The organism is Vibrio sp. SCSIO 43155 (assembly GCF_023716605.1).
Classification (GTDB): domain Bacteria; phylum Pseudomonadota; class Gammaproteobacteria; order Enterobacterales; family Vibrionaceae; genus Vibrio; species Vibrio harveyi.
Map to the genome: position 1 here is coordinate 3,461,732 of NZ_CP071852.1, position 21,226 is coordinate 3,482,957.

Annotated in this window: 19 protein-coding genes; 10 read left to right on the top strand and 9 right to left on the bottom strand. The window is 46.7% G+C overall.

Annotated elements, in window-relative coordinates:
* Positions 1-59: 59 nt before the first annotated feature.
* The 3 genes from J4N44_RS16465 to trxA all read right to left on the bottom strand — a co-directional run bounded on the left by J4N44_RS16465 (position 60) and on the right by trxA (position 2,941).
* Complete coding sequence (locus J4N44_RS16465; RefSeq protein WP_005451187.1) at positions 60-1,052, bottom strand: hypothetical protein; 993 nt, start codon at positions 1,050-1,052, stop codon at positions 60-62.
* A 106-nt stretch (positions 1,053-1,158) separates the two neighbouring features.
* Positions 1,159-2,418, bottom strand: coding sequence for a transcription termination factor Rho (gene rho / locus J4N44_RS16470; RefSeq protein ID WP_005440042.1), 1,260 nt, complete (start codon positions 2,416-2,418; stop codon positions 1,159-1,161).
* Between the two features lie 196 nt (positions 2,419-2,614).
* Positions 2,615-2,941: a thioredoxin TrxA gene (gene trxA / locus J4N44_RS16475; RefSeq protein WP_004745500.1), complete on the bottom strand. Its 327-nt coding sequence runs from the start codon at positions 2,939-2,941 to the stop codon at positions 2,615-2,617.
* A gap of 111 nt (positions 2,942-3,052) precedes the next feature.
* On the opposite strand from trxA, the gene rhlB reads away from it, so the two are divergent.
* Both rhlB and gppA read left to right on the top strand, forming a co-directional pair.
* Positions 3,053-4,366 carry an ATP-dependent RNA helicase RhlB gene (rhlB, locus tag J4N44_RS16480; RefSeq protein ID WP_005451190.1) on the top strand — a complete coding sequence of 438 codons (1,314 nt, stop codon included), beginning with the start codon at positions 3,053-3,055 and terminating at the stop codon, positions 4,364-4,366.
* Between the two features lie 19 nt (positions 4,367-4,385).
* Positions 4,386-5,879 (top strand): guanosine-5'-triphosphate,3'-diphosphate diphosphatase, encoded by a 1,494-nt coding sequence (gene gppA / locus J4N44_RS16485; protein WP_252044675.1) that lies wholly within the window; start codon positions 4,386-4,388, stop codon positions 5,877-5,879.
* Positions 5,880-6,084: 205 nt separating this feature from the next.
* Here the strand turns inward: gppA and J4N44_RS16490 are convergent, their stop codons facing one another.
* From J4N44_RS16490 to recQ, 3 genes are all read right to left on the bottom strand, one after another.
* Positions 6,085-6,759, bottom strand: coding sequence for a 7-cyano-7-deazaguanine/7-aminomethyl-7-deazaguanine transporter (locus J4N44_RS16490; protein WP_005378770.1), 675 nt, complete (start codon positions 6,757-6,759; stop codon positions 6,085-6,087).
* A gap of 233 nt (positions 6,760-6,992) precedes the next feature.
* Positions 6,993-7,298 (bottom strand): DUF3630 family protein, encoded by a 306-nt coding sequence (locus tag J4N44_RS16495; RefSeq protein WP_154203321.1) that lies wholly within the window; start codon positions 7,296-7,298, stop codon positions 6,993-6,995.
* 9 nt (positions 7,299-7,307) lie between these two features.
* Positions 7,308-9,143, bottom strand: coding sequence for an ATP-dependent DNA helicase RecQ (recQ, locus tag J4N44_RS16500; protein ID WP_154203320.1), 1,836 nt, complete (start codon positions 9,141-9,143; stop codon positions 7,308-7,310).
* Between the two features lie 176 nt (positions 9,144-9,319).
* Between recQ and rarD the strand changes: the two genes are divergently transcribed.
* From rarD to ggt, 4 genes are all read left to right on the top strand, one after another.
* Positions 9,320-10,234: an EamA family transporter RarD gene (gene rarD / locus J4N44_RS16505; protein ID WP_005440031.1), complete on the top strand. Its 915-nt coding sequence runs from the start codon at positions 9,320-9,322 to the stop codon at positions 10,232-10,234.
* Between the two features lie 72 nt (positions 10,235-10,306).
* Positions 10,307-11,104 carry an AraC family transcriptional regulator gene (locus J4N44_RS16510; RefSeq protein WP_009696782.1) on the top strand — a complete coding sequence of 266 codons (798 nt, stop codon included), beginning with the start codon at positions 10,307-10,309 and terminating at the stop codon, positions 11,102-11,104.
* Between the two features lie 91 nt (positions 11,105-11,195).
* Positions 11,196-11,855, top strand: coding sequence for a LysE family translocator (locus J4N44_RS16515; protein WP_252044677.1), 660 nt, complete (start codon positions 11,196-11,198; stop codon positions 11,853-11,855).
* Between the two features lie 111 nt (positions 11,856-11,966).
* On the top strand, positions 11,967-13,733 hold the full coding sequence (gene ggt, locus J4N44_RS16520; RefSeq protein WP_252044679.1) for a gamma-glutamyltransferase: 1,767 nt from the start codon (positions 11,967-11,969) through the stop codon (positions 13,731-13,733).
* Positions 13,734-14,715: 982 nt separating this feature from the next.
* Here ggt and uvrD read toward each other — a convergent pair.
* Positions 14,716-16,890, bottom strand: a complete 2,175-nt coding sequence (gene uvrD / locus J4N44_RS16525; RefSeq protein ID WP_017817563.1) for a DNA helicase II — start codon at positions 16,888-16,890, stop codon at positions 14,716-14,718.
* 280 nt (positions 16,891-17,170) lie between these two features.
* Between uvrD and J4N44_RS16530 the strand changes: the two genes are divergently transcribed.
* The 4 genes from J4N44_RS16530 (at position 17,171) to J4N44_RS16545 (ending at position 19,611) form a co-directional block, all read left to right on the top strand.
* On the top strand, positions 17,171-17,431 hold the full coding sequence (locus J4N44_RS16530) for a BufA1 family periplasmic bufferin-type metallophore (RefSeq protein ID WP_005451246.1): 261 nt from the start codon (positions 17,171-17,173) through the stop codon (positions 17,429-17,431).
* Between the two features lie 86 nt (positions 17,432-17,517).
* Positions 17,518-18,390 carry an MNIO family bufferin maturase gene (bufB, locus tag J4N44_RS16535; protein WP_009703117.1) on the top strand — a complete coding sequence of 291 codons (873 nt, stop codon included), beginning with the start codon at positions 17,518-17,520 and terminating at the stop codon, positions 18,388-18,390.
* On the top strand, positions 18,387-19,145 hold the full coding sequence (locus J4N44_RS16540; protein WP_009703118.1) for an HvfC/BufC N-terminal domain-containing protein: 759 nt from the start codon (positions 18,387-18,389) through the stop codon (positions 19,143-19,145). Before bufB ends, J4N44_RS16540 begins: the two co-directional genes overlap by 4 nt.
* A 10-nt stretch (positions 19,146-19,155) precedes the next feature.
* A complete protein-coding gene (locus J4N44_RS16545) occupies positions 19,156-19,611 on the top strand; it encodes a DoxX family protein (protein ID WP_009696777.1) in 456 nt (151 codons plus the stop codon).
* Positions 19,612-19,643: 32 nt separating this feature from the next.
* Here J4N44_RS16545 and tsrA read toward each other — a convergent pair whose 3' ends face one another.
* Together tsrA and J4N44_RS16555 are read right to left on the bottom strand one after the other, a co-directional pair.
* Complete coding sequence (gene tsrA / locus J4N44_RS16550) at positions 19,644-19,925, bottom strand: H-NS-like global regulator TsrA (RefSeq protein WP_005447240.1); 282 nt, start codon at positions 19,923-19,925, stop codon at positions 19,644-19,646.
* A 91-nt stretch (positions 19,926-20,016) separates the two neighbouring features.
* Positions 20,017-21,210, bottom strand: coding sequence for a multidrug effflux MFS transporter (locus J4N44_RS16555; protein WP_009696776.1), 1,194 nt, complete (start codon positions 21,208-21,210; stop codon positions 20,017-20,019).
* Between the last annotated feature and the right edge of the window lie 16 nt (positions 21,211-21,226).

The following is a 21,226-nucleotide window of genomic DNA, read 5'->3' on the forward strand; positions in this document are numbered from 1 at the left end:
GTATGTGAGCTAGGTTACTTCAATGATAACAATGCGAAGAAACGGTCTTTAAAGTGTCATCACTTCAAGAATTCCTGAATCTGTCGCGCTTTTACTTGGCGATTACTTGAAACAAGCTCTTCTAACCACGATTGATGCCCCTGTTTTGCTAGCTCTCTCGCAACTAGAGTCGCTTCTTCTGAGAGCGCCATCTTAGCAACGAGGAACTGTTTTACGTCTTGAGAGAGTGGATTGGATCTCGTGAGCAGTTCAATAGCATAAGGTTTTAAGGTCGGATTGACCGTAGAATTCATCAATTGTTGTAATGAGAACTCATCACTAACCTCAGCAAGCCTTTCTAGCTCAGTTTGGCTGTTGTAATCCGCACGCATTCGCCAAAGCAGATCATACATCGCCTCATTTTGGCTAACTTGCGCCAAACGCACCACAACGGCAGTGGATGGTAACCAGCTCGTTACGTTTGCATGGGTCAATTGTTTGGTTAGCGCCTCAAGTGCATCGGGAGATAGGCTATCTAACTCACGTATAAGTAGCGCTTCTCTGGTTTGTACATGTTGCGAAGTGCCTGTTAACCAATCTTTTAGGTTAAGTTCTTGGCGCTCTGCTGCTAGTACAAACTCCAACGTGCTTTGGTCTTGTTTCCAACGTTTAATCAGACGACTCGCAATAGAGGGAAAGTTAAACGCAGGCACAGTGAATTCGTAACCATCACCACGCTCTAAAACTTGGTAAGTTGGGGTGATACTAATTTGGGATTCGACAAAAATCGCCATTCTCGGCGTAAGGATGATTTCTTGTTGCTCTAGTTTTTCGAGCAACAGAAAACGAACGACTTCTTGTTGAGGAAAAGCCAGTCGGTCGAGAGCAAATTTGAGAGAGTCGACCTCGTCTCTGACTGCATAATCGAGCAATTCAGATACTTTGGTCTGTATATGGGTATCCTGAAGCCACTGCTCTACCACGGTCTCCTGCATTTCCTTAGCAGATAAAGTCACGGGTAGCGTGATAAGTGACAAGCTCAGGAGTAATGACGACAACATTCCTTGTTGCATGTTAACCTCCCGATAACATTTTCTTCATTCTGATACTTCTATCGGGAGAAAGCAATAAAAAAGCCACCGATATACGGTGGCTTTTCGCAGAATTACTTATCTGAGACTATTGGCGACGCATTGCATCAAAGAATTCGTCGTTAGTCTTCGTCATCGCTAGCTTGTCGATTAGGAATTCCATTGCATCGATTTCACCCATTGGGTGAACAATCTTACGTAGAATCCACATCTTCTGAAGCTCTTCATTCTTAGTTAGAAGCTCTTCACGACGTGTGCCACTGCGGTTGAAGTCAATCGCTGGGAATACACGCTTCTCTGCGATCTTACGGTTCAAGTGGATTTCCATGTTACCTGTACCCTTGAACTCTTCGTAGATAACTTCATCCATCTTCGAACCAGTATCAACTAGAGCAGTAGCAAGGATAGTTAGGCTGCCACCTTCTTCTACGTTACGCGCTGCACCGAAGAAACGCTTAGGACGGTGTAGTGCGTTTGCATCCACACCACCAGTTAGTACTTTACCTGATGAAGGGACTACGGTGTTGTATGCACGAGCTAGACGAGTAATAGAGTCAAGCAGGATAACCACGTCTTTCTTGTGTTCAACAAGACGTTTTGCTTTCTCGATTACCATTTCCGCTACTTGTACGTGGCGAGAAGCTGGCTCATCGAACGTTGACGCTACTACTTCACCTTTAACTAGACGCTGCATCTCTGTCACTTCTTCAGGACGTTCGTCGATTAGAAGTACCATCAACTCACACTCAGGGTGGTTGTATGCGATGCTTTGAGCGATGTTTTGCAGAAGCATTGTCTTACCCGCTTTAGGCGGAGCAACAATCAGACCACGTTGACCTTTACCAATTGGCGATGCCAAGTCTAAAACACGTGCTGTGATGTCTTCTGTAGAACCGTTACCGCGCTCCATAACCATACGCTCGTTAGCGTGTAGAGGCGTTAAGTTCTCGAATAGGATCTTGTTACGAGCGTTGTCTGGTTTGTCGTCGTTTACTGTGTTGACTTTTAGCAGGGCAAAGTAACGCTCACCGTCTTTTGGTGGACGAATCTTACCAGCAATTGAGTCACCAGTACGTAGGTTGAAACGACGAATCTGACTTGGTGAAACGTAGATGTCGTCTGGACCAGCAAGGTATGAGCTGTCCGCACTACGTAGGAAACCAAAGCCGTCTTGCAGAATCTCCAGAACCCCATCGCCAAAGATGTCTTCGCCGCCTTTCGCGTGCGCTTTAAGAATTGCGAAGATGATGTCTTGTTTTCTTAGACGAGCTAGGTTCTCAAGACCCAGGCTTTCGCCAAGCTTTACAAGGTCAGACACAGGTCTGTTCTTCAGTTCAGTAAGATTCATGGTGGTGGATGCTTGTTTAGTCAAAATAAGATCTGTTTTCTAGTTAAGATGGATTTGGTCTCAGGATCGACCAAGAAGAGAAATTTGTTCAATTAACGCGCGATAAGTTAGCACTAATTAATATTCTAGTCCAGAGTTAGAAAAACAAAACCGCGCATTGTCATATTGCACGGTTTTGTTTGTAATCACTTAGTGATTATAGGTTTGCGTCTAGGAACTCTTTTAGTTGAGTCTTAGACAAAGCACCAACTTTCGTTGCCGCTACGTTACCGTCTTTAAATAACAGTAGCGTTGGAATGCCGCGAATACCAAACTTAGGTGGTGTACCTGCGTTATGGTCAATGTTTAGTTTACCGATAGTGAGTTTGCCTTCGTACTCGTCAGCGATTTCGTCCAGGATAGGAGCGATCATTTTACAAGGACCACACCATTCTGCCCAAAAATCAACTAGAACCGGGCCTGCAGCATTGATTACATCGTTTTCAAAACCGTCATCAGTAAGCTGCAAAATCTTATCACTCATCTTCCACTCCAATGTGTTTTTCGAAACTGGTTGGATGATAACCAGTAAATAGATGCCCTATTGGAATGTATTTACTTTCTTATTGCAAGCTTTAGCTGATATTCTATCGCTATGAAAAAGACGCATATCACAGAGCAAAAGTTCGCCGATTTGGGTTTAAAGCCCCAAGTTATTGAAGGATTGGACAAAAAAGGGTTCGAATATTGTACCCCTATCCAAGCCTTGGCGTTGCCGGTACTGCTCACCGGCCAAGACATTGCAGGCCAGGCCCAAACGGGTACTGGTAAAACCCTCGCGTTTCTTACTGCTACCTTCAACCACCTTCTAACGACACCAGAGCACGAAGGTCGCAAGCCAACTCAGCCGCGCGCGATCATTATGGCGCCAACGCGTGAGCTAGCGATTCAGATCTTTAACGATGCTGAACCTTTGATTGCTAGCACGGGTCTTAAAGCCGCTTTAGCGTACGGTGGCGAAAGCTACGACAAGCAACTGGCAAAACTGCAAGACGGCGTAGACATTCTTATCGGCACTACAGGCCGTATCATCGACTTCTACAAGCAACGCGTATTCAACCTAAACAACATTCAAGCGGTTGTTCTGGATGAAGCGGACCGTATGTTTGATCTTGGCTTTATTAAAGACATTCGTTTCTTGTTCCGTCGTATGCCTGAGCCAAAAGAGCGTTTGAACATGCTGTTCTCAGCAACATTGTCTTATCGCGTACAAGAATTAGCTTTCGAACACATGCACAATCCTGAGCATGTTGTGGTTGAGCCAGAGCAAAAAACGGGTCACCGCATCCAAGAAGAGCTTTTCTACCCTTCTAATGAAGACAAGATGGCACTGCTTCAAACTCTTATTGAAGAAGAATGGCCAGACCGCGCGATCGTTTTTGCTAATACGAAGCATAAGTGTGAGTCGATTTGGGGTCACCTAGCAGCAGATGGTCACCGTGTGGGTCTACTGACTGGCGATGTACCACAGAAGAAGCGTGAAAAGATTCTTGAGCAATTCACTCGCGGTGAAGTTGACCTACTAGTCGCAACCGATGTTGCTGCTCGTGGTCTTCATATTCCTCAAGTAACACACGTATTCAACTTCGACCTACCGGATGACTGTGAAGATTACGTTCACCGTATCGGTCGTACTGGTCGTGCTGGCGCAAGTGGTCACTCTATTAGCTTTGCTTGTGAAGATTACGCAATCAACTTGCCACCAATCGAAGAATACATTGAGCACGCAATCCCAGTTTCTGATTACGATGCCTCGGCTCTAATCCAAGACTTGCCTGCACCACTTCGTATGCGCGCGCCTCGTACTCAACAACGTCGCACCAATACAGGTGGCACTCGCTCTGGTAACCGCAAGCCGCAAGGACGTCGTCCTCGTCAGCCGCGTCAATCAGCGCCAAAACAATCATAAAAGGAAACTGAAGTCGTTTATGAGTCAAGCAGGATCATCACCGCTATACGCCGCCATCGACCTCGGGTCGAACAGTTTTCACATGCTCGTTGTGCGTCACATCGATGGCAGCGTTCAAACTATGGCTAAAATTAAGCGCAAAGTTCGTCTAGCCGCGGGCTTAGATGAACATAACTCTCTTAGTATGGAAGCTATGCAGCGAGGATGGGACTGCTTAAGTCTATTTGCAGAACGCTTGCAGGATATTCCTAAACAGAACATCCGTATTGTGGGTACCGCGACATTGCGTACCGCGACCAATGTGGATGTTTTTCTAGAGAAGGCGAACCAAATTTTAGGTCAGCCTATCGAAGTGATTACCGGCGAAGAAGAAGCCGCCACTATATATAAAGGTGTTGCTCACACCTCAGGTGGCAGCGGTCGTCGCCTTGTGGTCGATATCGGCGGTGCGAGTACCGAACTGATTATCGGTGAAGGTTTCGAAGCCAAAGCACTGACCAGTCTAAAAATGGGCTGTGTCACTTGGTTAGAGAACTTCTTTAAAGACCGCCAATTAAATGCACGTAACTTCGAAGCCGCAATTGAAGGCGCGAAGCAAACTCTGATGCCAATCTTAGAGCAGTACACCGACCTAGGTTGGGATGTGTGTGTTGGGGCATCTGGTACCGTTCAAGCACTACAAGAGATAATGCTAGAGCAAGGTATGGACGAAGTAATTACTCACTCCAAACTTAAGCGTCTACAAAAGCAGGCGATGCTTGCTGATCACTTGGAAGAGCTTGACATTGAAGGTCTGACCCTAGAGCGAGCTTTGGTGTTCCCAAGTGGCTTATCTATTTTGATTGCGATCTTTGAGCTACTAGAAATCGATGCCATGACACTGGCTGGCGGCGCACTACGTGAAGGCTTGGTGTACGAGATGGTTGACGAACTTCGTCAAAACGACATCCGTGCACGCACCGTTTGTAGCGTACAAAACCGTTACCAGCTAGATTGCCAATACGGCGAACAAGTTGCAAAACTTGCGGGCAAACTGCTTGAGCAAGTTGGCGGTGAAGCTTGGGTTGCAGAACCTCAGGGTAAAGTCCTGCTGGAAACAACAGCCAAGCTGCATGAAATCGGTCTAACTATCGACTTCAAAAAGGGCGGTGAGCACAGCGCTTACCTGCTACAGCATCTGGATTTGCCTGGTTACACCCGTGCGCAGAAGTTCTTTATCGGTGAAATTGCTCGCCGTTACCGTGAACAACTGACGTCACTGCCTGAGCAACATGCCCTTTCAGGCACGAGTGGTAAACGCGTACTGCGCCTATTGCGTCTTGCGGTTTTACTCAGCCACCGTCGTAATCCAGCTCTAGAGCCATGTGTGACTCTCACTGCGGAAGGCGACAAACTGACGCTCAATATTGATGCGAAGTGGTTAGAGGCAAACCCATTGACTGCGGCTGAATTGGAAATTGAATCCAACCGTCAAACAGACATTGGTTGGCCGTTAAGTATTGTGACTTGTTAAATCTCACGATGACTTAATACTTGGTTAAAGGTCCCTATTGGGACCTTTTTTATTACTCCATTTTTACCTTTGTACAGCTTAGGGAGCTTTTGGACACCCATGATCTAATTACTCCCCACGCTGTACAAAACACTCTGAACCCAAGCAAACAGGCACAAAAAAGCCGCTTGATTTGAGCAAGCGGCTTTCGGGGTTCCCACTGATATTAAGACTGAACGCTTGTCGTCACCTTAAAGTCAGGGTTCACCGCAGTCAGCTTCTTAATTAGGTAATTCAGTAGTACACCATACATAGGAACGAACAGACCAAGACTGATAATCAGTTTGAAGCCGTAATCCACCAGCGCGATTTCCGTCCAATGCTCCGCCATAAATGGATCTGGGCTTTGGTAGAACGCAATGGCGAAGAAAGCGATGGTATCAAGTGCATTACCGAAAAGCGTTGAACACGTTGGTGCCACCCACCATTGCTTCATTTGGCGTAGGCGGTTGAACACATGCACATCCATGATCTGACCAAGTAGGTACGCCATGAAGCTAGCAATCGCGATACGAGCAACGAATAAGTTAAATTCCCCTAGGTGGCCAAAACCTTGGAATTGACCTTCGAAGAACACCACCGATAAGAAGTAAGACACTGCTAAAGCAGGCAACATCACTAAGAAGATGATCTTACGCGCCAACTGAGCACCGAAAATACGTACGGTTAAATCAGTCGCTAAGAAGATAAATGGGAAAGTGAATGCACCCCAAGTGGTATGGAAACCGAAAATAGTAAACGGTAGCTGAACTAGATAATTGCTAGATGCAATAATGACTAGGTGGAATAGAACCAGATAGATAAGGGCGTTGCGCTGCTGCGCAGGGGTAAAGTTACTCATGCGATACCTTTTTAGTTTGGTTTGGGGGTGAGGGAACCCAAATCGAGTCACTGAATAGAGTGGCTCTTACCAACAATGTAAAATGAAAAATAAACTGGCTTGGCTCATTCTGAGCGAAGCGGTGGGCGATTATACATTAACCACTTTTCGCCGCAAGTCGTCTGTTTTACGCAAACGTTTGAGCATAAAAAAGGGTGTTTCATGTGAAACACCCTTTCAAGAAAAATTCTATTTTAGAAACCGCGCTGGAACAATCCTGCGAGATAATCCAACTCTTCTCTGCTCTCTTCAATCGCTAACGCTTCAAACCAAATCGCTTCGCTGTAATGCTCTGCTTTCATAAACAGTCGGCAACCTTCAAAATCGATCAGCCAAGAGTGAATGTCCGCATCCCACTGCTTTTCCACCACAGTACCAGAAAGCAGTCCGACTAAACGCTCACCTAAGGCAGGAAAGCTATCGAGGTCAAAGCTCGGCGCGGTAATGATTAAGCGCCCTTCTTGTGCCATGTAGTCCGCTAAGCCAAATTCCTTTTGCATCTTGGTTCCTTATCCGTGGTGAGTAATGTGTTCTTGAATCAAATCGAGGAATGGGTCGGCGTACTTTTCCAGTTTGCGCTGACCAACGCCGCTGACTGCCAGCATTTCACCGTAAGACGTTGGCAGAATTTCCGCCATATCAATCAGAGTCGCGTCACTAAAGACCACGTATGGTGGCAAACCATCTTCATCAGCAATCGACTTACGCAGCTTACGTAACTTAGCAAACAGCTTTTTGTCGTAGTTCTTGCTGGTCAGTTTATCTGACTTCGCCGCACGTGCTGCGGTGTCTAAACGCGGAACCGCTAACTCTAGGGTCACATCGCCACGTAGCAGCGGACGCGCCTCTTCAGTAAGTTGCAGCGTTGAGTTGCGCATAATGTTTTGGAACAGCAGCCCTTTGTGGATTAACTGACGGAAAATACTCACCCAGTAATCGTGGCTGTGATCGCGACCTATCGCGTAGGTAGAAATCTTATCGTGCCCGTTTTCACGTACACGAATGTTTTGCATGCCACGTAGCACTTCTACCACGTAACCCATACCAAAGCTCTGATTAACACGGTACACACAAGACAACGCCTTACGCGCTTCTTCTGTTGCATCAAAGTGTTTCGGTGGATCTAAGCAAATATCACAGTTGCCACATGGCTTCTCGCGATACTCACCAAAGTAATTCAGTAGCACCTGACGACGACAGGTTTGCGCCTCAGCAAAGGCACTCATCGCATTCAGTTTGTGAGTTTCCACCTGCTTCTGTGGACCATCGTCCTTCTCATCCAACATACGGCGCAGCCAACTGATATCCGCTGGGTCATACAACATCATCGCTTCCGCAGGCAAACCATCACGCCCTGCACGACCGGTTTCCTGATAGTAAGACTCGATGTTGCGCGGGATATCAAAGTGAACCACAAAGCGCACGTTTGGTTTGTTGATGCCCATACCGAATGCCACTGTCGCCACTACGATTTGGATATCATCGCGTTGGAAAGCTTCTTGAACGTAAGCGCGCTCATCGGCGTCCATACCTGCGTGATAACCAGCAGCACGAATGTGGTTGTTGCACAGCTTCTCAGTCACCATCTCAACTTTCTTACGGCTACCACAATAAATGATGCCGCAATTACCCTTCTGGGTCTCAAGATAACGAACGATTTGCGAAACCGGTTTGTGCTTCTCAACTAAGTTGTAGCGGATGTTAGGACGGTCGAAGCTGCCTAGGTAAACCTCTGGATTATTCAGTTGCAGACGCTCAAGAATATCTCGGCGCGTTGCGTCATCCGCCGTCGCCGTCAGCGCCATAAATGGCACATGGGAAAACTGCTGCTTAAGTTGACCAAGCGCGGCGTATTCTGGACGGAAGTCGTGTCCCCATTGGGAAATACAGTGCGCTTCATCGACAGCAATCATCGATAACGGCAGGTTTTCCAAGCGCTCAATAAAATCACGCATCAATACGCGTTCTGGTGAGACGTACACCAACTTAAGATGACCTGTGTGCATGCGGTTATACACGCTGAGCAGCTCTTCACGAGGCATGGTCGAGTTAATGCATTCAGCCGCTACACCGTTGGCTTTAAGCTGGTCCACTTGGTCCTTCATCAGCGAGATAAGCGGAGAAATGACCAAAGTAATTCCAGAGCGAACCAAAGCAGGAATTTGATAACACAGCGACTTACCGCCACCAGTAGGCAGGATAACTAAGCTGTCGCGACCTTCTACCGCGGCGTCAATCACCAACTGCTGACCATCACGGAACTCTTGGTAACCAAACACATCCTCCAACACACGTTGAGGCGTTACAGGCGAGTCTGATTGTTCGGCTAACAAGGTAGAGGTCATGAAAAATCTCAGATTGGGTCTTAAAAAGAGGTGCTTATGCATGCCACTAGCACGCAAAGTGAGGGCACATTGTAATGGGGTTTCATGGTGAATAAAACCGCAAATTGTTAGGTGATTCAGCTCACGACTCGTATACTGATTTTCTGCTCTATAAAAACTCAATTAGGTGACATCCCATGACACCAGAAGAACAACAACGCTCACGGCAAGGCGTCTTGCTTGCTATTGGCGCGTACACCATGTGGGGCATCGCACCCATTTACTTCAAATCGATTGCTGAAGTCTCGCCACTTGAGATCTTAAGCCACCGAGTGATTTGGTCTTTCTTTTTGCTAGCCGCACTCCTCCATTTTGGTCGCCATTGGCGCTCGGTTCGCGACATCATTAAAAACAAAACCAAGATGATGTTTCTGGTTTCTACTGCCATTTTGGTGGGTGCAAACTGGTTGATCTTCATTTGGGCGGTGAACTCGAATCACATGCTCGATGCCAGCTTAGGTTATTACATTAACCCACTGATCAACGTCTTACTCGGGATGGTCTTCCTTGGCGAGCGTCTACGTAAGCTTCAGTGGTTCGCGGTTGTCCTTGCTGCTTGTGGCGTATTAGTTCAGCTGATCGTCTTTGGCTCGGTGCCTGTGGTCGCGATAGCGCTGGCAATGAGTTTCGGCTTTTATGGCTTGCTGCGTAAGAAAGTCAGTGTGGAAGCACAAACCGGACTGTTTATTGAAACCTTGGTGATGTTACCTGCTGCAGCAATTTACTTGCTGTTTATTGCGAGTTCACCGACGTCCAACATGCTTGATAACCCAATGCAGCTGAATACCTTGTTAATTGCCGCTGGCGTGATCACTACCCTGCCGCTACTGTGTTTTACTGGCGCAGCAACCCGCTTAAAACTATCGACGTTGGGCTTCTTCCAATACATTGGTCCAAGTTTGATGTTCTTGCTTGCGGTGCTGATCTACGGCGAACCGTTCACCAGCGATAAAGCCATCACCTTCGCCTTTATTTGGGGCGCCTTGGTGGTATTTAGCTTTGATGGTCTGCGTAATAACCGCAAGTCACGCAAAGCGGCTCGTGCTGCCTGATCGTTTTTTACAAGACATTTAAGAAATTGATGGATAAGCTTGGTCATAATGTGACCAAGCTTTTTTTATTTAATGGAACATATTCAGTACTACGCAACCGACCATGACAACCTGAGTCTGATAGAGGCGAAATACCAGAAATTTGCTTTTCAAAGGCATTACCATCTGGATTTTCATCTCGGTCTGATCACGCATGGCGCGCAGAAGTTCCAATACCAAGGTAACAGCCACCAAGTTGGTCACGGGCAAATTGTGATTATGCCGCCAGATGAACTGCACGACGGGCAATCTAAGCTCGAAAGTGGCTATGAAGTAAATGTATTTGCGATCGAACCTCACCTATTGAGCGATCTGGCTGATCTTAAGCAAAACGGTCAAATAATACACTTCAACGAGCTGATCATCTCGGATCCACAGATATTTTCACAACTTAGTAACTTACACGGGCTACTTCGTCGTGAAAACCTCAGCCAACTCACCAAAGATTGCCTTCCTTTTGAAGGATTTAACCAGCTTTTTGATCGCTACGGATCGCTTGAGCGACAAAAAGTGGTGCCATTAGGAAATCAATCACTTGGAACGTTAAAAGATTATCTAATGGCGAACCTCGACCAAGCAGTGCGTTTGGATTCACTTTCAGAGCTGTGCCAACTGAGCCCAACTCAGTTCCAGCGCCACTTTAAAGCGCAAACTGGCATGACGCCTTACGCATGGTTCGCACGTCTGCGCCTAGAACAAGGCATGAAGTTACTGCAATCTGGTCAATGTGGTACCGACGTCGCCCATCAAATCGGTTTCTACGATCAAGCGCATTTCAGCAAAGCGTTTAAGCAGACCTACGGTGTTTCCCCTTCTCAAGTGACTCGCTAATTTCATTTACCGAGAAAGCTGTCAGTTTTTTACAAGCGCCACAGGTGACTTGCCACGACAATAGCCGCATTGGTTATATTTGAGATGTGTTATGAATGAGTCCACCATATTGCTGACGCTTGCCAGCATTCACTTTATTGCCCTAATGAGTCCAGGTCCCGACTTTGCGCTGGTCGTACAAAACGCGACGCGTCATGGTCGTCAAACTGGCTTGTACATTGCGTTGGGGTTGTCTGTCGGTATTTTGCTGCACTCTTTGTTTAGCCTGACAGGCGTGAGTTATATCGTCCACCAGCACCCAGTGTTGTACTCCGTGGTGCAACTGCTCGGTGGTAGTTACCTACTCTATTTAGGTATTGGTGCATTGCGCGCCGTGATCTCGATGATCAAAAAACCGCTGGCGGATCAACCTAAGAAGCAAAGCAACCTCGTGATCAGCAATAAGCGTCAGGCATTTGCTAAAGGATTTGCGACCAACATTCTTAACCCGAAAGCTTTGGTGTTCTTTATCAGTTTGATGTCGAGCTTAGTCCCTGCAGGTATGTCGATAACTGGCAAAGGTATTGCTTTGGTCATCTTGTTTAGCTTGTCGCTATTCTGGTTCTCTAGCCTTGCATGGATGCTGTCGACGCAGCGCTTACAACGTAAATTGCAACAAGCAAGCATCTACATTGACGGTCTGTGTGGCGTGGTATTTACTCTCGTGGGCGGCAGCATTTTGTACCAAACCATCAGCACTTTTATCGGATAAAGTACTGATTTAAAAGCGTAGCACAATCGACATTTCTAAGATTGCTGACTCGACGTGACTCTTCATGACTGCCAAGCTGAAAGCACAAAACTGGCAACATGGAGAGTCATCATGCATTGGACGTTCAACCGACTCGTGACCACGGGTCTTTTTCTTACTTCCCCACTCGTCTTATCTACCTCAGCCTTTGCTAACCAAGCAGCAGATGCCGTTGCGCCAGAGCACAGCACTGGCTTCGAGCAAAAGCAATTGGTTAAAGCCAAAGATTATATGGTCACAGCAGCCAACCCACTAGCCACCCAAGCTGGGGCAGACGTTCTTGCACAAGGTGGTAATGCTATTGATGCCATGGTTGCCGTACAACTGATGCTGGGCTTGGTAGAACCGCAATCTTCAGGCATTGGTGGTGGCGCCTTCTTAGTGTATTGGGACAGTGAGAAACAAAAACTGACTACATATGATGGACGCGAAACCGCACCGCTCGCCGCAACGCCGAAACTCTTCCTAGATGACAAAGGACAACCACTGCAATTTTACGATGCGGTTGTCGGTGGGCGTTCCGTTGCCACTCCTGGCACAGTGAAACTACTTTGGGACACGCACCAGAAATACGGCAAGTTAGAATGGAAGAAAATCATCCAACCTGTAATTACCTTGGCTGAGCAAGGTTTCGAAGTCAGTCCTCGTCTCGCGAGTCTGATTGAGAAAGATGCCAAGCGCCTATCACGCTTCCCTGCGACTAAGGCTTACTTCTTCAATCCAGATGACTCACCAAAAACCGAAGGCACGTTGTTGAAGAACCCTGAATACGCGCAAACTCTGACGGCAATTGCAGAACAGGGGGCAAAAGCTTTCTATCAAGGCGATATCGCCACAGACATCATCAAGACAGTACAGAATGCACCGGGCAATCCTGGCGTATTGGCACAACCTGACTTTGATGCGTTCCAAATTAAGCAACGTGAACCGGTTTGTGCGGCTTACCAAAGCTATGACATCTGCGGTATGGGACCACCAAGCTCTGGCGCATTGACGGTTGGGCAGATTCTTGCGATCACCGAGCAATACGATCTGAAAGGATGGGGAGCCGAAAGCGCAAAATCATGGCAAGTGATCGCCGATGCATCTCGTCTTGCGTTCGCGGATCGCGGTAAATACATGGCTGACCAAGATTATGTGCCAATGCCAACCGAAGGCTTGCTTGATAAAGATTATCTCAAACAACGTGCTGAGCTTATCCAAATCGGTAAAGCCTTGAGTAAGGTTGAAGCCGGCAATCCACCGTGGTCACACGCGATGAACTTAAGCATGGATCAATCGATCGAGCTGCCTTCCACCAGCCATTTCAATATCGTTGATAAGCAAGGCAATGTGGTTTCAATGACAACGACCATTGAGAACGCTTTTGGCTCACGCTTGATGGTGCGCGGCTTCTTGCTCAACAACGAACTGACCGATTTCTCTTTCCGCACTCATCAAGATGGTGTGCCAATCGCGAACCGCTTAGAACCGGGTAAACGCCCACGCTCATCCATGGCACCAACCATTATGATGAAGGATGACAAACCTTACATGGCAATTGGCTCACCGGGTGGCAGCCGCATCATTGGTTACGTCGCACAAGCCATTATCGCCCACACGCAATGGGATATGGACATCCAAAGCGCGATTAATCAACCACGATTACTGAACCGTTTTGGTACTTTAGATATTGAGCAAGGTACTGCTGCAGAAGGCTTGCAGCCTGAGTTGGAAAAGATGGGTTTTAAAACTGATGTTCGTGATTTGAACTCTGGACTGCATGCGATACGTATAACAAAAGACGGTCTTGAGGGCGCAGCCGATCCAAGGCGTGAAGGTGCCGCTATCGGGCAGTAAGAGTCTTTCGCTCGACCCCTTGTGCGAGATCTCTCACAAAGGGTTGAGCAAACCTCTCTTTTTTAATGGTAAAACCGTACAACAAAGAACATAAGTCATTGAATTTAATATTTATGTATCTTTTTTGAACGCAAAGAGAGTGAAAAAATGTGAGATTAGCCCGTTGTTGGAAATCGTTAAACACGTAATATTAAACCTGTCGGAAGGATGCTGACACGGAACAGGAAACACCACGGACTTGGTGAACTTCAGGAAGAAGAAACGGTTATTCAGGATGAATAGTCGGGCATGGATTGCAAAATTGGACATTGAACGGAATCAATAGTGACTAGGATGGTTGCTACTAAGGACGGGAAATGGACACCTCTGGACGAGGCAAGGATTTGAACATCAGGATGATGTCAGGGACGCCGCTCAGGGAACAAGTGATGAGAGCTAACGAGGATGGTTAGCAGACCAGGATAAGGTCATTAAGGACACCGCTAGGAAGGCGACGTAAGGATTAAGCTGACGGATTCAGCACACTATCATGGATTAGATGCATGGAGCACTCTTAGTAGCCGGATTGCTGCGAGTAAGACTATAACCCCGATGGGCGCAAGCCCTCGGGGTTTTTCTTTGCCTAAAATTTTTCTCAGCAGCTCTGCTGAAAGTAGACATTCACCCACAACGCTCATCTTTCACTTCAAACGGTATAGTTAAATCGCGCTTTCGCACTCCATTTATCATTCCATTTTTTACTGCATTAGCGACACAAAAACAGCACAAACAAAAAGAGCCGCCGAAGCAGCTCTTGAGTTGATGATACCAATCACAGTAAATTAGTGATCAGAAATAGCGTAGGGAAAATGCTTGAGAACAAGGCGCAATTTTTCGATAAGTAGTTATTCTACAATCAAAAATTGCAACGCAGTTATCGAGTATTTTAACAAGCTAGAATGACTAGTTATTTACTACGATTGGTATGAGTTTTGGGGAAGCCTTACAGTTTCTCTAGTCGAGCGTAAGCAGTCACCAACCATTTGATGCCCTCACCATTAAAGGCAATCTGTACGCGGCTCTGTGGACCACTGCCTTCGAAGTTGATGATGGTGCCTTCACCAAACTTAGGATGCATCACACGAGAACCTAGCGTAAAGCCAGTTTCATTGAAGCTCTCTTTCACTGCCGTTTGGCTAAATCGACCACTGCTTGCAGGACGGCTAACTTGCGCCTTCATGCGTACTTCGTCTAAACAAGTTTCTGGCAGTTCACGGATAAAGCGAGACGGTTTATGGTACTTATCCTGACCGTACAAGCGGCGCATTTCAGCATAAGTGATGTACAGTTTCTGCATCGCACGGGTCATGCCTACGTAACACAGACGACGTTCTTCTTCCAAACGCCCTGCTTCTTCTGCCGACATTTGGCTTGGGAACATGCCTTCTTCCACACCGACCATAAACACCAATGGGAACTCTAGACCTTTCGCACTGTGCAATGTCATGAGCTGAACCGCATCTTCAAACTCATCCGCTTGTCCTTCACCCGCTTCTAATGCTGCATGGGTAAGGAATGCCGTCAGCAGTGACATGTCTTCGGCTTCTTCTGGTTTCTCGAATTGGCGAGTTGCGGTCACCAATTCCTCCAAGTTCTCAATACGCGCCTTAGACTTTTCGCCCTTCTCTTGCTCGTACATTGCGAACAAGCCCGAGTATTTGATCACATGGTCAGTTTGGTGATGCAGCGGCATCTCGATGGTGTCGTCTTCTAGTGCTGTGACAAGCTCGATAAAACGGCTCAGAGCACCAGCAGCACGACCAGCAAGCACCTTCTCATCCAACATCGCCACACTCGCTTCCCACATGGTGCAACCACGATCACGAGCCGCAAAACGGATGGTTTCAAGCGTCTTATCACCCAAGCCTCGCGTTGGCGTATTCACCACACGTTCAAATGCCGCATCATCATTACGGTTGGCAATCAAACGCATGTAGCTCAAGGCATCTTTGATTTCCTGACGTTCGAAGAATCGCATGCCGCCGTAGATACGGTAAGGCAGACCAGCTTGGATTAATGCTTCTTCAAGTACACGCGACTGGGCGTTATTACGGTAAAGCATTGCAGCGTCATTCAGAGCCCCGCCCTTGTCTTGCCACTCTTTGATTTTGTTTACCGCAAAACGGGCTTCGTCTAGTTCGTTGTAAGCGCTATATACCGAGATAGGCTCACCGACAACGCCATCAGTCCAAAGCTCTTTCCCCATACGCTCGGTGTTATTCGCGATCAGAGCATTGGACGCTTCCAGAATAGTCTTGGTTGAACGGTAGTTTTGCTCAAGACGAATGGTATTCACGCTTGGGAATTCCAGCGTAAACTTCTCAATATTCTCGACTTTTGCACCACGCCAACCGTAAATCGACTGGTCGTCATCACCTACAATCATAACGTGACACTCAGGACCCGCCATCATACGTAGCCAAGCGTATTGGATGTTGTTGGTATCTTGGAACTCGTCCACCAAGATATGCTTAAAGCGTGCTTGGTAGTGTTCACGAACGAACTTGTTATCACGCAGTAGCTCATGTGCGCGCAGCAAGATTTCCGCAAAATCGACTAAACCAGCACGATCACACGCTTCTTGGTAAGCGGTGTATAGCTGCAGATATGTCTTGGTCACTGGATCATGGTACGCATCAATGTGCGACGGGCGCAGACCTTCGTCTTTCTTACCGTTAATCCACCATGCCACTTGGCGTGCTGGCCACTGCTTCTCATCGAGGTTTTGCGCTTTGATCAAACGCTTTAGCAAACGCTGTTGGTCGTCACTGTCGATGATTTGGAAATCTTCCGGTAGCTTGGCATCAAGATAGTGCGCGCGCAGAATACGGTGACAAATGCCGTGGAAAGTACCATTCCACATACCGCCTGCACTGCCCATCATTAGCTCTTCGATACGTCCACGCATCTCTGCCGCCGCCTTATTGGTAAAGGTTACCGACATGATTGAGAACGGAGATGATTGCTCGACCGACATCAACCAAGCGATACGGTGAACAAGAACGCGTGTCTTACCACTCCCTGCACCAGCAAGGACGAGCAAGTTTTCTAAAGGTGCTGCAACGGCTTCACGTTGTTTGTCGTTCAAACCGTCGAGTAATAGAGATGGATCCATCATGATGAGAGCTACTGGTTATTTATACATAAAAATAGATTATAACCTAAACAACCTCTTCAGATTAGACAAAAATTCATAAAAAATTCGTCGTTTTTTTACTCTACACATCAATAAGTTATATAAATTCCATTCTTTAAAACCATTTGTTTCGAAAATTTTTCTGAAAGTTTTTTAGCCAGTTTCCTATCTTTTAAGTTAAGCAAGTTGATAACAAAAACGCCAAAACAGGCGATTCATCTTGCCAACTTAAAGTAAAGGAAATCATTCAGAGGAATTTATTATGAAAAAGTCGAATCTAGCTGTTACTGCTGCTGTTACTGGTCTTCTAGCTCTTGGTGGCACAATGCTAACTGCAGCTCCAGCTGTCGCTGCTGATAAAGAAAAGTGCTACGGCGTTTCTAAAGCAGGTAAAAACGACTGTGCAACGAAAAGCAGCTCATGTGCTGGTACTTCTAAAGAAGATAACCAAAAAGACGCATTCGTAGTCGTACCAAAAGGTCTATGTGACAAACTCGTTGGCGGTAGCACTTCTTCTTCATAATCTTTTATCGCTAGCTACTGCAAGGATGCGTTGACGCTCAACCAGCGCATCCTTCTCTTCCCGCACGATTTGAAAAGGAGTTTCACGTGAAACACCACACCTTCCACGACCTAGTTGGAGTTGGATTAAGAACCCCTCACCTCGATTACTTTAGCCAAAACAAACCCGAGTTATCTTGGTTAGAAATCCACAGTGAAAACTATTTTCAACCCAACGCTGCTGAGCGCAATCAATTACAAGCATTGCGCGAGCAGTATCAAATTAGCTGCCATGGCATTGGTCTGTCACTAGGTTCGGTGGAACGTGTGAATCAAAAGCACCTTGCTCAACTTAAAGCGCTGATTGACTCAATCGACCCGATTCTTGTTTCTGACCATTTGAGTTGGAGTGAAAACGGCGGTCACTACTTTAATGACCTGCTTCCACTTCCTTATACGGAAGAAGCGCTCAAAGTGTTCACTCGTAACGTGAATGAAGTGCAGGATTATTTGCAACGCGAGATCTTGATAGAGAACCCATCTAGTTATGTGAAGTTTCAACATTCGACCATCAGCGAATGGGAGTTTCTTACCGAAGTGCAAAAGCGCACTGACTGTCGTTTATTGCTCGATTTAAACAATGTTTATGTCTCGGCGTTCAACCACGGTTTTGATTGCGACACATACCTAGATGCAATTCCAGCCGACAAAGTGGATGAGATTCACTTGGCAGGTTTTACCATCAAACAACTCGACAAAGGTGAGATATGGATCGATACCCATAGCCGCCCAGTTAGTGATGAAGTTTGGCAGCTGTTCGCACAGTGGACCAAAAAACACGGTCCACGTCATGCGTTGATTGAATGGGATTTGGATATCCCCGCGCCAGAAGTCTTGCTCGGAGAAGCGCAGAAAGCATCCCGACTGCTGTTGCAAGGCACACTTCCAAGTGAACAAAGCGAACCAAGGAAGGCATCATGAATCTAGCCACCTTACAAAGCCAGTTTGCTAAAGCCCTACACTATCAAGCACTCGGTGAAGATTGCGATATTGCCAGTGATGAGTTTACCGCTGATGAACGCATGCAGATTTACCGCAATAACTTTATCGTCAGCTTAAGCGAAGTGTTATCCGCTACCTACCCAATGGTTGAAGCGCTACTTGGTGAAGAATGCTTTGAACAGATGGCTCGCCAACATGTTCTCACTTATCCATTAGAGGAAGGAAATGTGGTGCATTATGGCGAAGGTTTTCAAGACACCATCATGCAGTTTAGTCAGGTGATCGCACAAGCCCCTTACAGCCCTGAAGTCGCACGCTTCGAGTGGCATATCGACCTCGCTCGTCAAGCGCAGTATGAACAATCCAGTGCTGCACAATTAAAACCGCTTGCGTTACTTGGCGAAGTGAGTGAAGAGCAACAACCCGCTTTGGTTTTGCACCTCAAACAAGGCTGCCGCAGCTTTGACTCCAGTTATGCAGTATTTGATTTGTTCAGCGCGATTCAAACTGGGCAATTCGAACAACTTAATATCAACCAATTACAGCAAGGTGTCATCTCGATTCAAGCCAATGGAGAAGCCTTGTGTCACGCACTCGATGCCGATGTGTTCCAACTGCTGCAATGTTTAGAGCAGAAACAGAGTTTGAGCGAAATACCTGAAGTTTTACTCGCTCATCTCAATAGCATCATGGCACTCGATCTCGTTGACGGCTTTACATTGAAATCAATCTAAGGAGCACTCTATGACGGATACGGTTAAAAACTTAGTGAATCGGTACGACGATTTAATCAGCACCCTACAAGCTGGCTTTGTCCCTTTACTACTTCTCTTTTGTCGCTTGTGGGTTGCATGGGTGTTCTTCAATTCAGGGCTAATCAAACTCTCGTCTTGGGATAGCACACTGTATTTATTTGAGCTGGAATACCAAGTGCCAATACTGCCATGGGAATTGGCGGCTTACTTAGGAACGGCTGCAGAATTGGTTCTACCGGTGTTCTTGGCACTAGGATTGATTACCCGCCCGATGGCTGCGATTCTGTTTGTATTCAACATCATCGCCGTGGTCTCTTACCCGCTGTTATGGGAGAAAGGTTTCTATGATCACCAACTTTGGGGATTGATGATCCTAGTTGTGATTGTTTGGGGACCAGGACCATTATCCCTCGACCACATACTGAAGAAGAAAATCACTCACTAAAAAAATCCCCGCATGATGCGGGGATTTTTTTATTATTTATTTAAGTAAGCCAGTAGCTCTTCAGGTGAGATACCCTGCTTCGCGAGATCTTTTGCCATCTGCTCTACTTGCTCGCCTTTACGTGACTCAATCACTTGCTGAAATTGGTACACGATATCGCGTAGGACTGGCACTGGAACTTGTTTTGCCGCGCTACGAATGCGCTCAGAGCTTTGGTTACCTAATTCGTTAAGCAACTTACCAAACATCACCTTTTCTGGTGACTCTTCCATTTGCTCTAGGATACGAGCCATTTCATACGTGGTTAACGACATTACTTTATGAGTTCCGTTATGGTGTCGAGAAAAGTTTGAACGACAAATATACACGCGTTAAGTACATTGGAAAATACTAAATTACCGAGTTTTACGCATTCGCCAATTTCGCATGCCAGTTCTTACCAGCTTTGCTAAACAGAATCACTAATGCTGGAAGCAATACCCACATATGAATCGCAATCAGAGTTTGTGGATCCAGTGATAAACGCTGTAGCGTACCCACCAACAAACCAGAGCCACTCATTTGGAACAAACCAAGTAGTGCAGCCGCAGTACCCGCTTTATCACCGAACGGTTCCAACGCTTTACCTGCTGCTGCGCCAAGAATCCAAGCAAAGCCGACCGATGAGATAAAGATTGGTAGCATGAAAGACAGTGCCGTGTGGTGCTCTTTCATCACCATCATGATCACGCCAGCAATTGCCAGTAAGCAGATACCAACAACCAGTGAATTGTGTGTGCCCCAGCGATCCATGAACTTAGGCGCAAGCATACAAGCAGCAATGTTGAACGCCGCATTCAGACCAAACCAGAAGGTGAATTCATTCATCGATAGTCCCATGCCTGTCATCAACACTACAGGTGCAGACGTTACATAAGCAAGAATGACCGCCATCGCCATCAAACACAGTGAAGCGTGGAAGATGAATGATGGTGTGCTCAAGACTGCCCAGTAGCGGCTCAGTTTAAATACCGCCTGCTTTTCTGTTGCAGGGTTGGTTTCCTTCATTCCAAAGAACATCATCGCTCCTGCAATTACAGCGAAACCCGCCATAAAGCTGAAGTTTGCACGCCAATCAAATTGTTGGGTTAACCAACTACCAAGAATCGGTGCTAATGCTGGGATAAAGCAGATCGCACCGTTAAGGTAGCTGATCATTTTGCCGCTTTTTTCCGGACCAAATATATCGCGAACTGTTGCAAAGGCTGCTACAGATGTTGCACAAGCACCTAAGCCTTGTAGCAAGCGAGCCGCCAACATCCACTCAATATTTTGAGCACTCCACGCCAATAAAGCGCTCAATGCGTAGATGGTGATGCCTCCCAATGCAACAGTTCGACGTCCGAGTTTATCTGCCAAGGGACCAGCGAATAGCTGACCAACGCCCATAGCAAATAGGAACCAAGTGATGGTGTCTTGTGCCAATGCATTTTCTACCTGAAAAGTGGACGCGATAAGAGGCAAAGCAGGTAGATAGATATCAATCGCAAGCGGACTGAACAGAACTAACATGGTCAACAGCGCCATCTGTTTTTTGCTATTTGTAATATGGCTAGACACAAAACACTCCAAATTG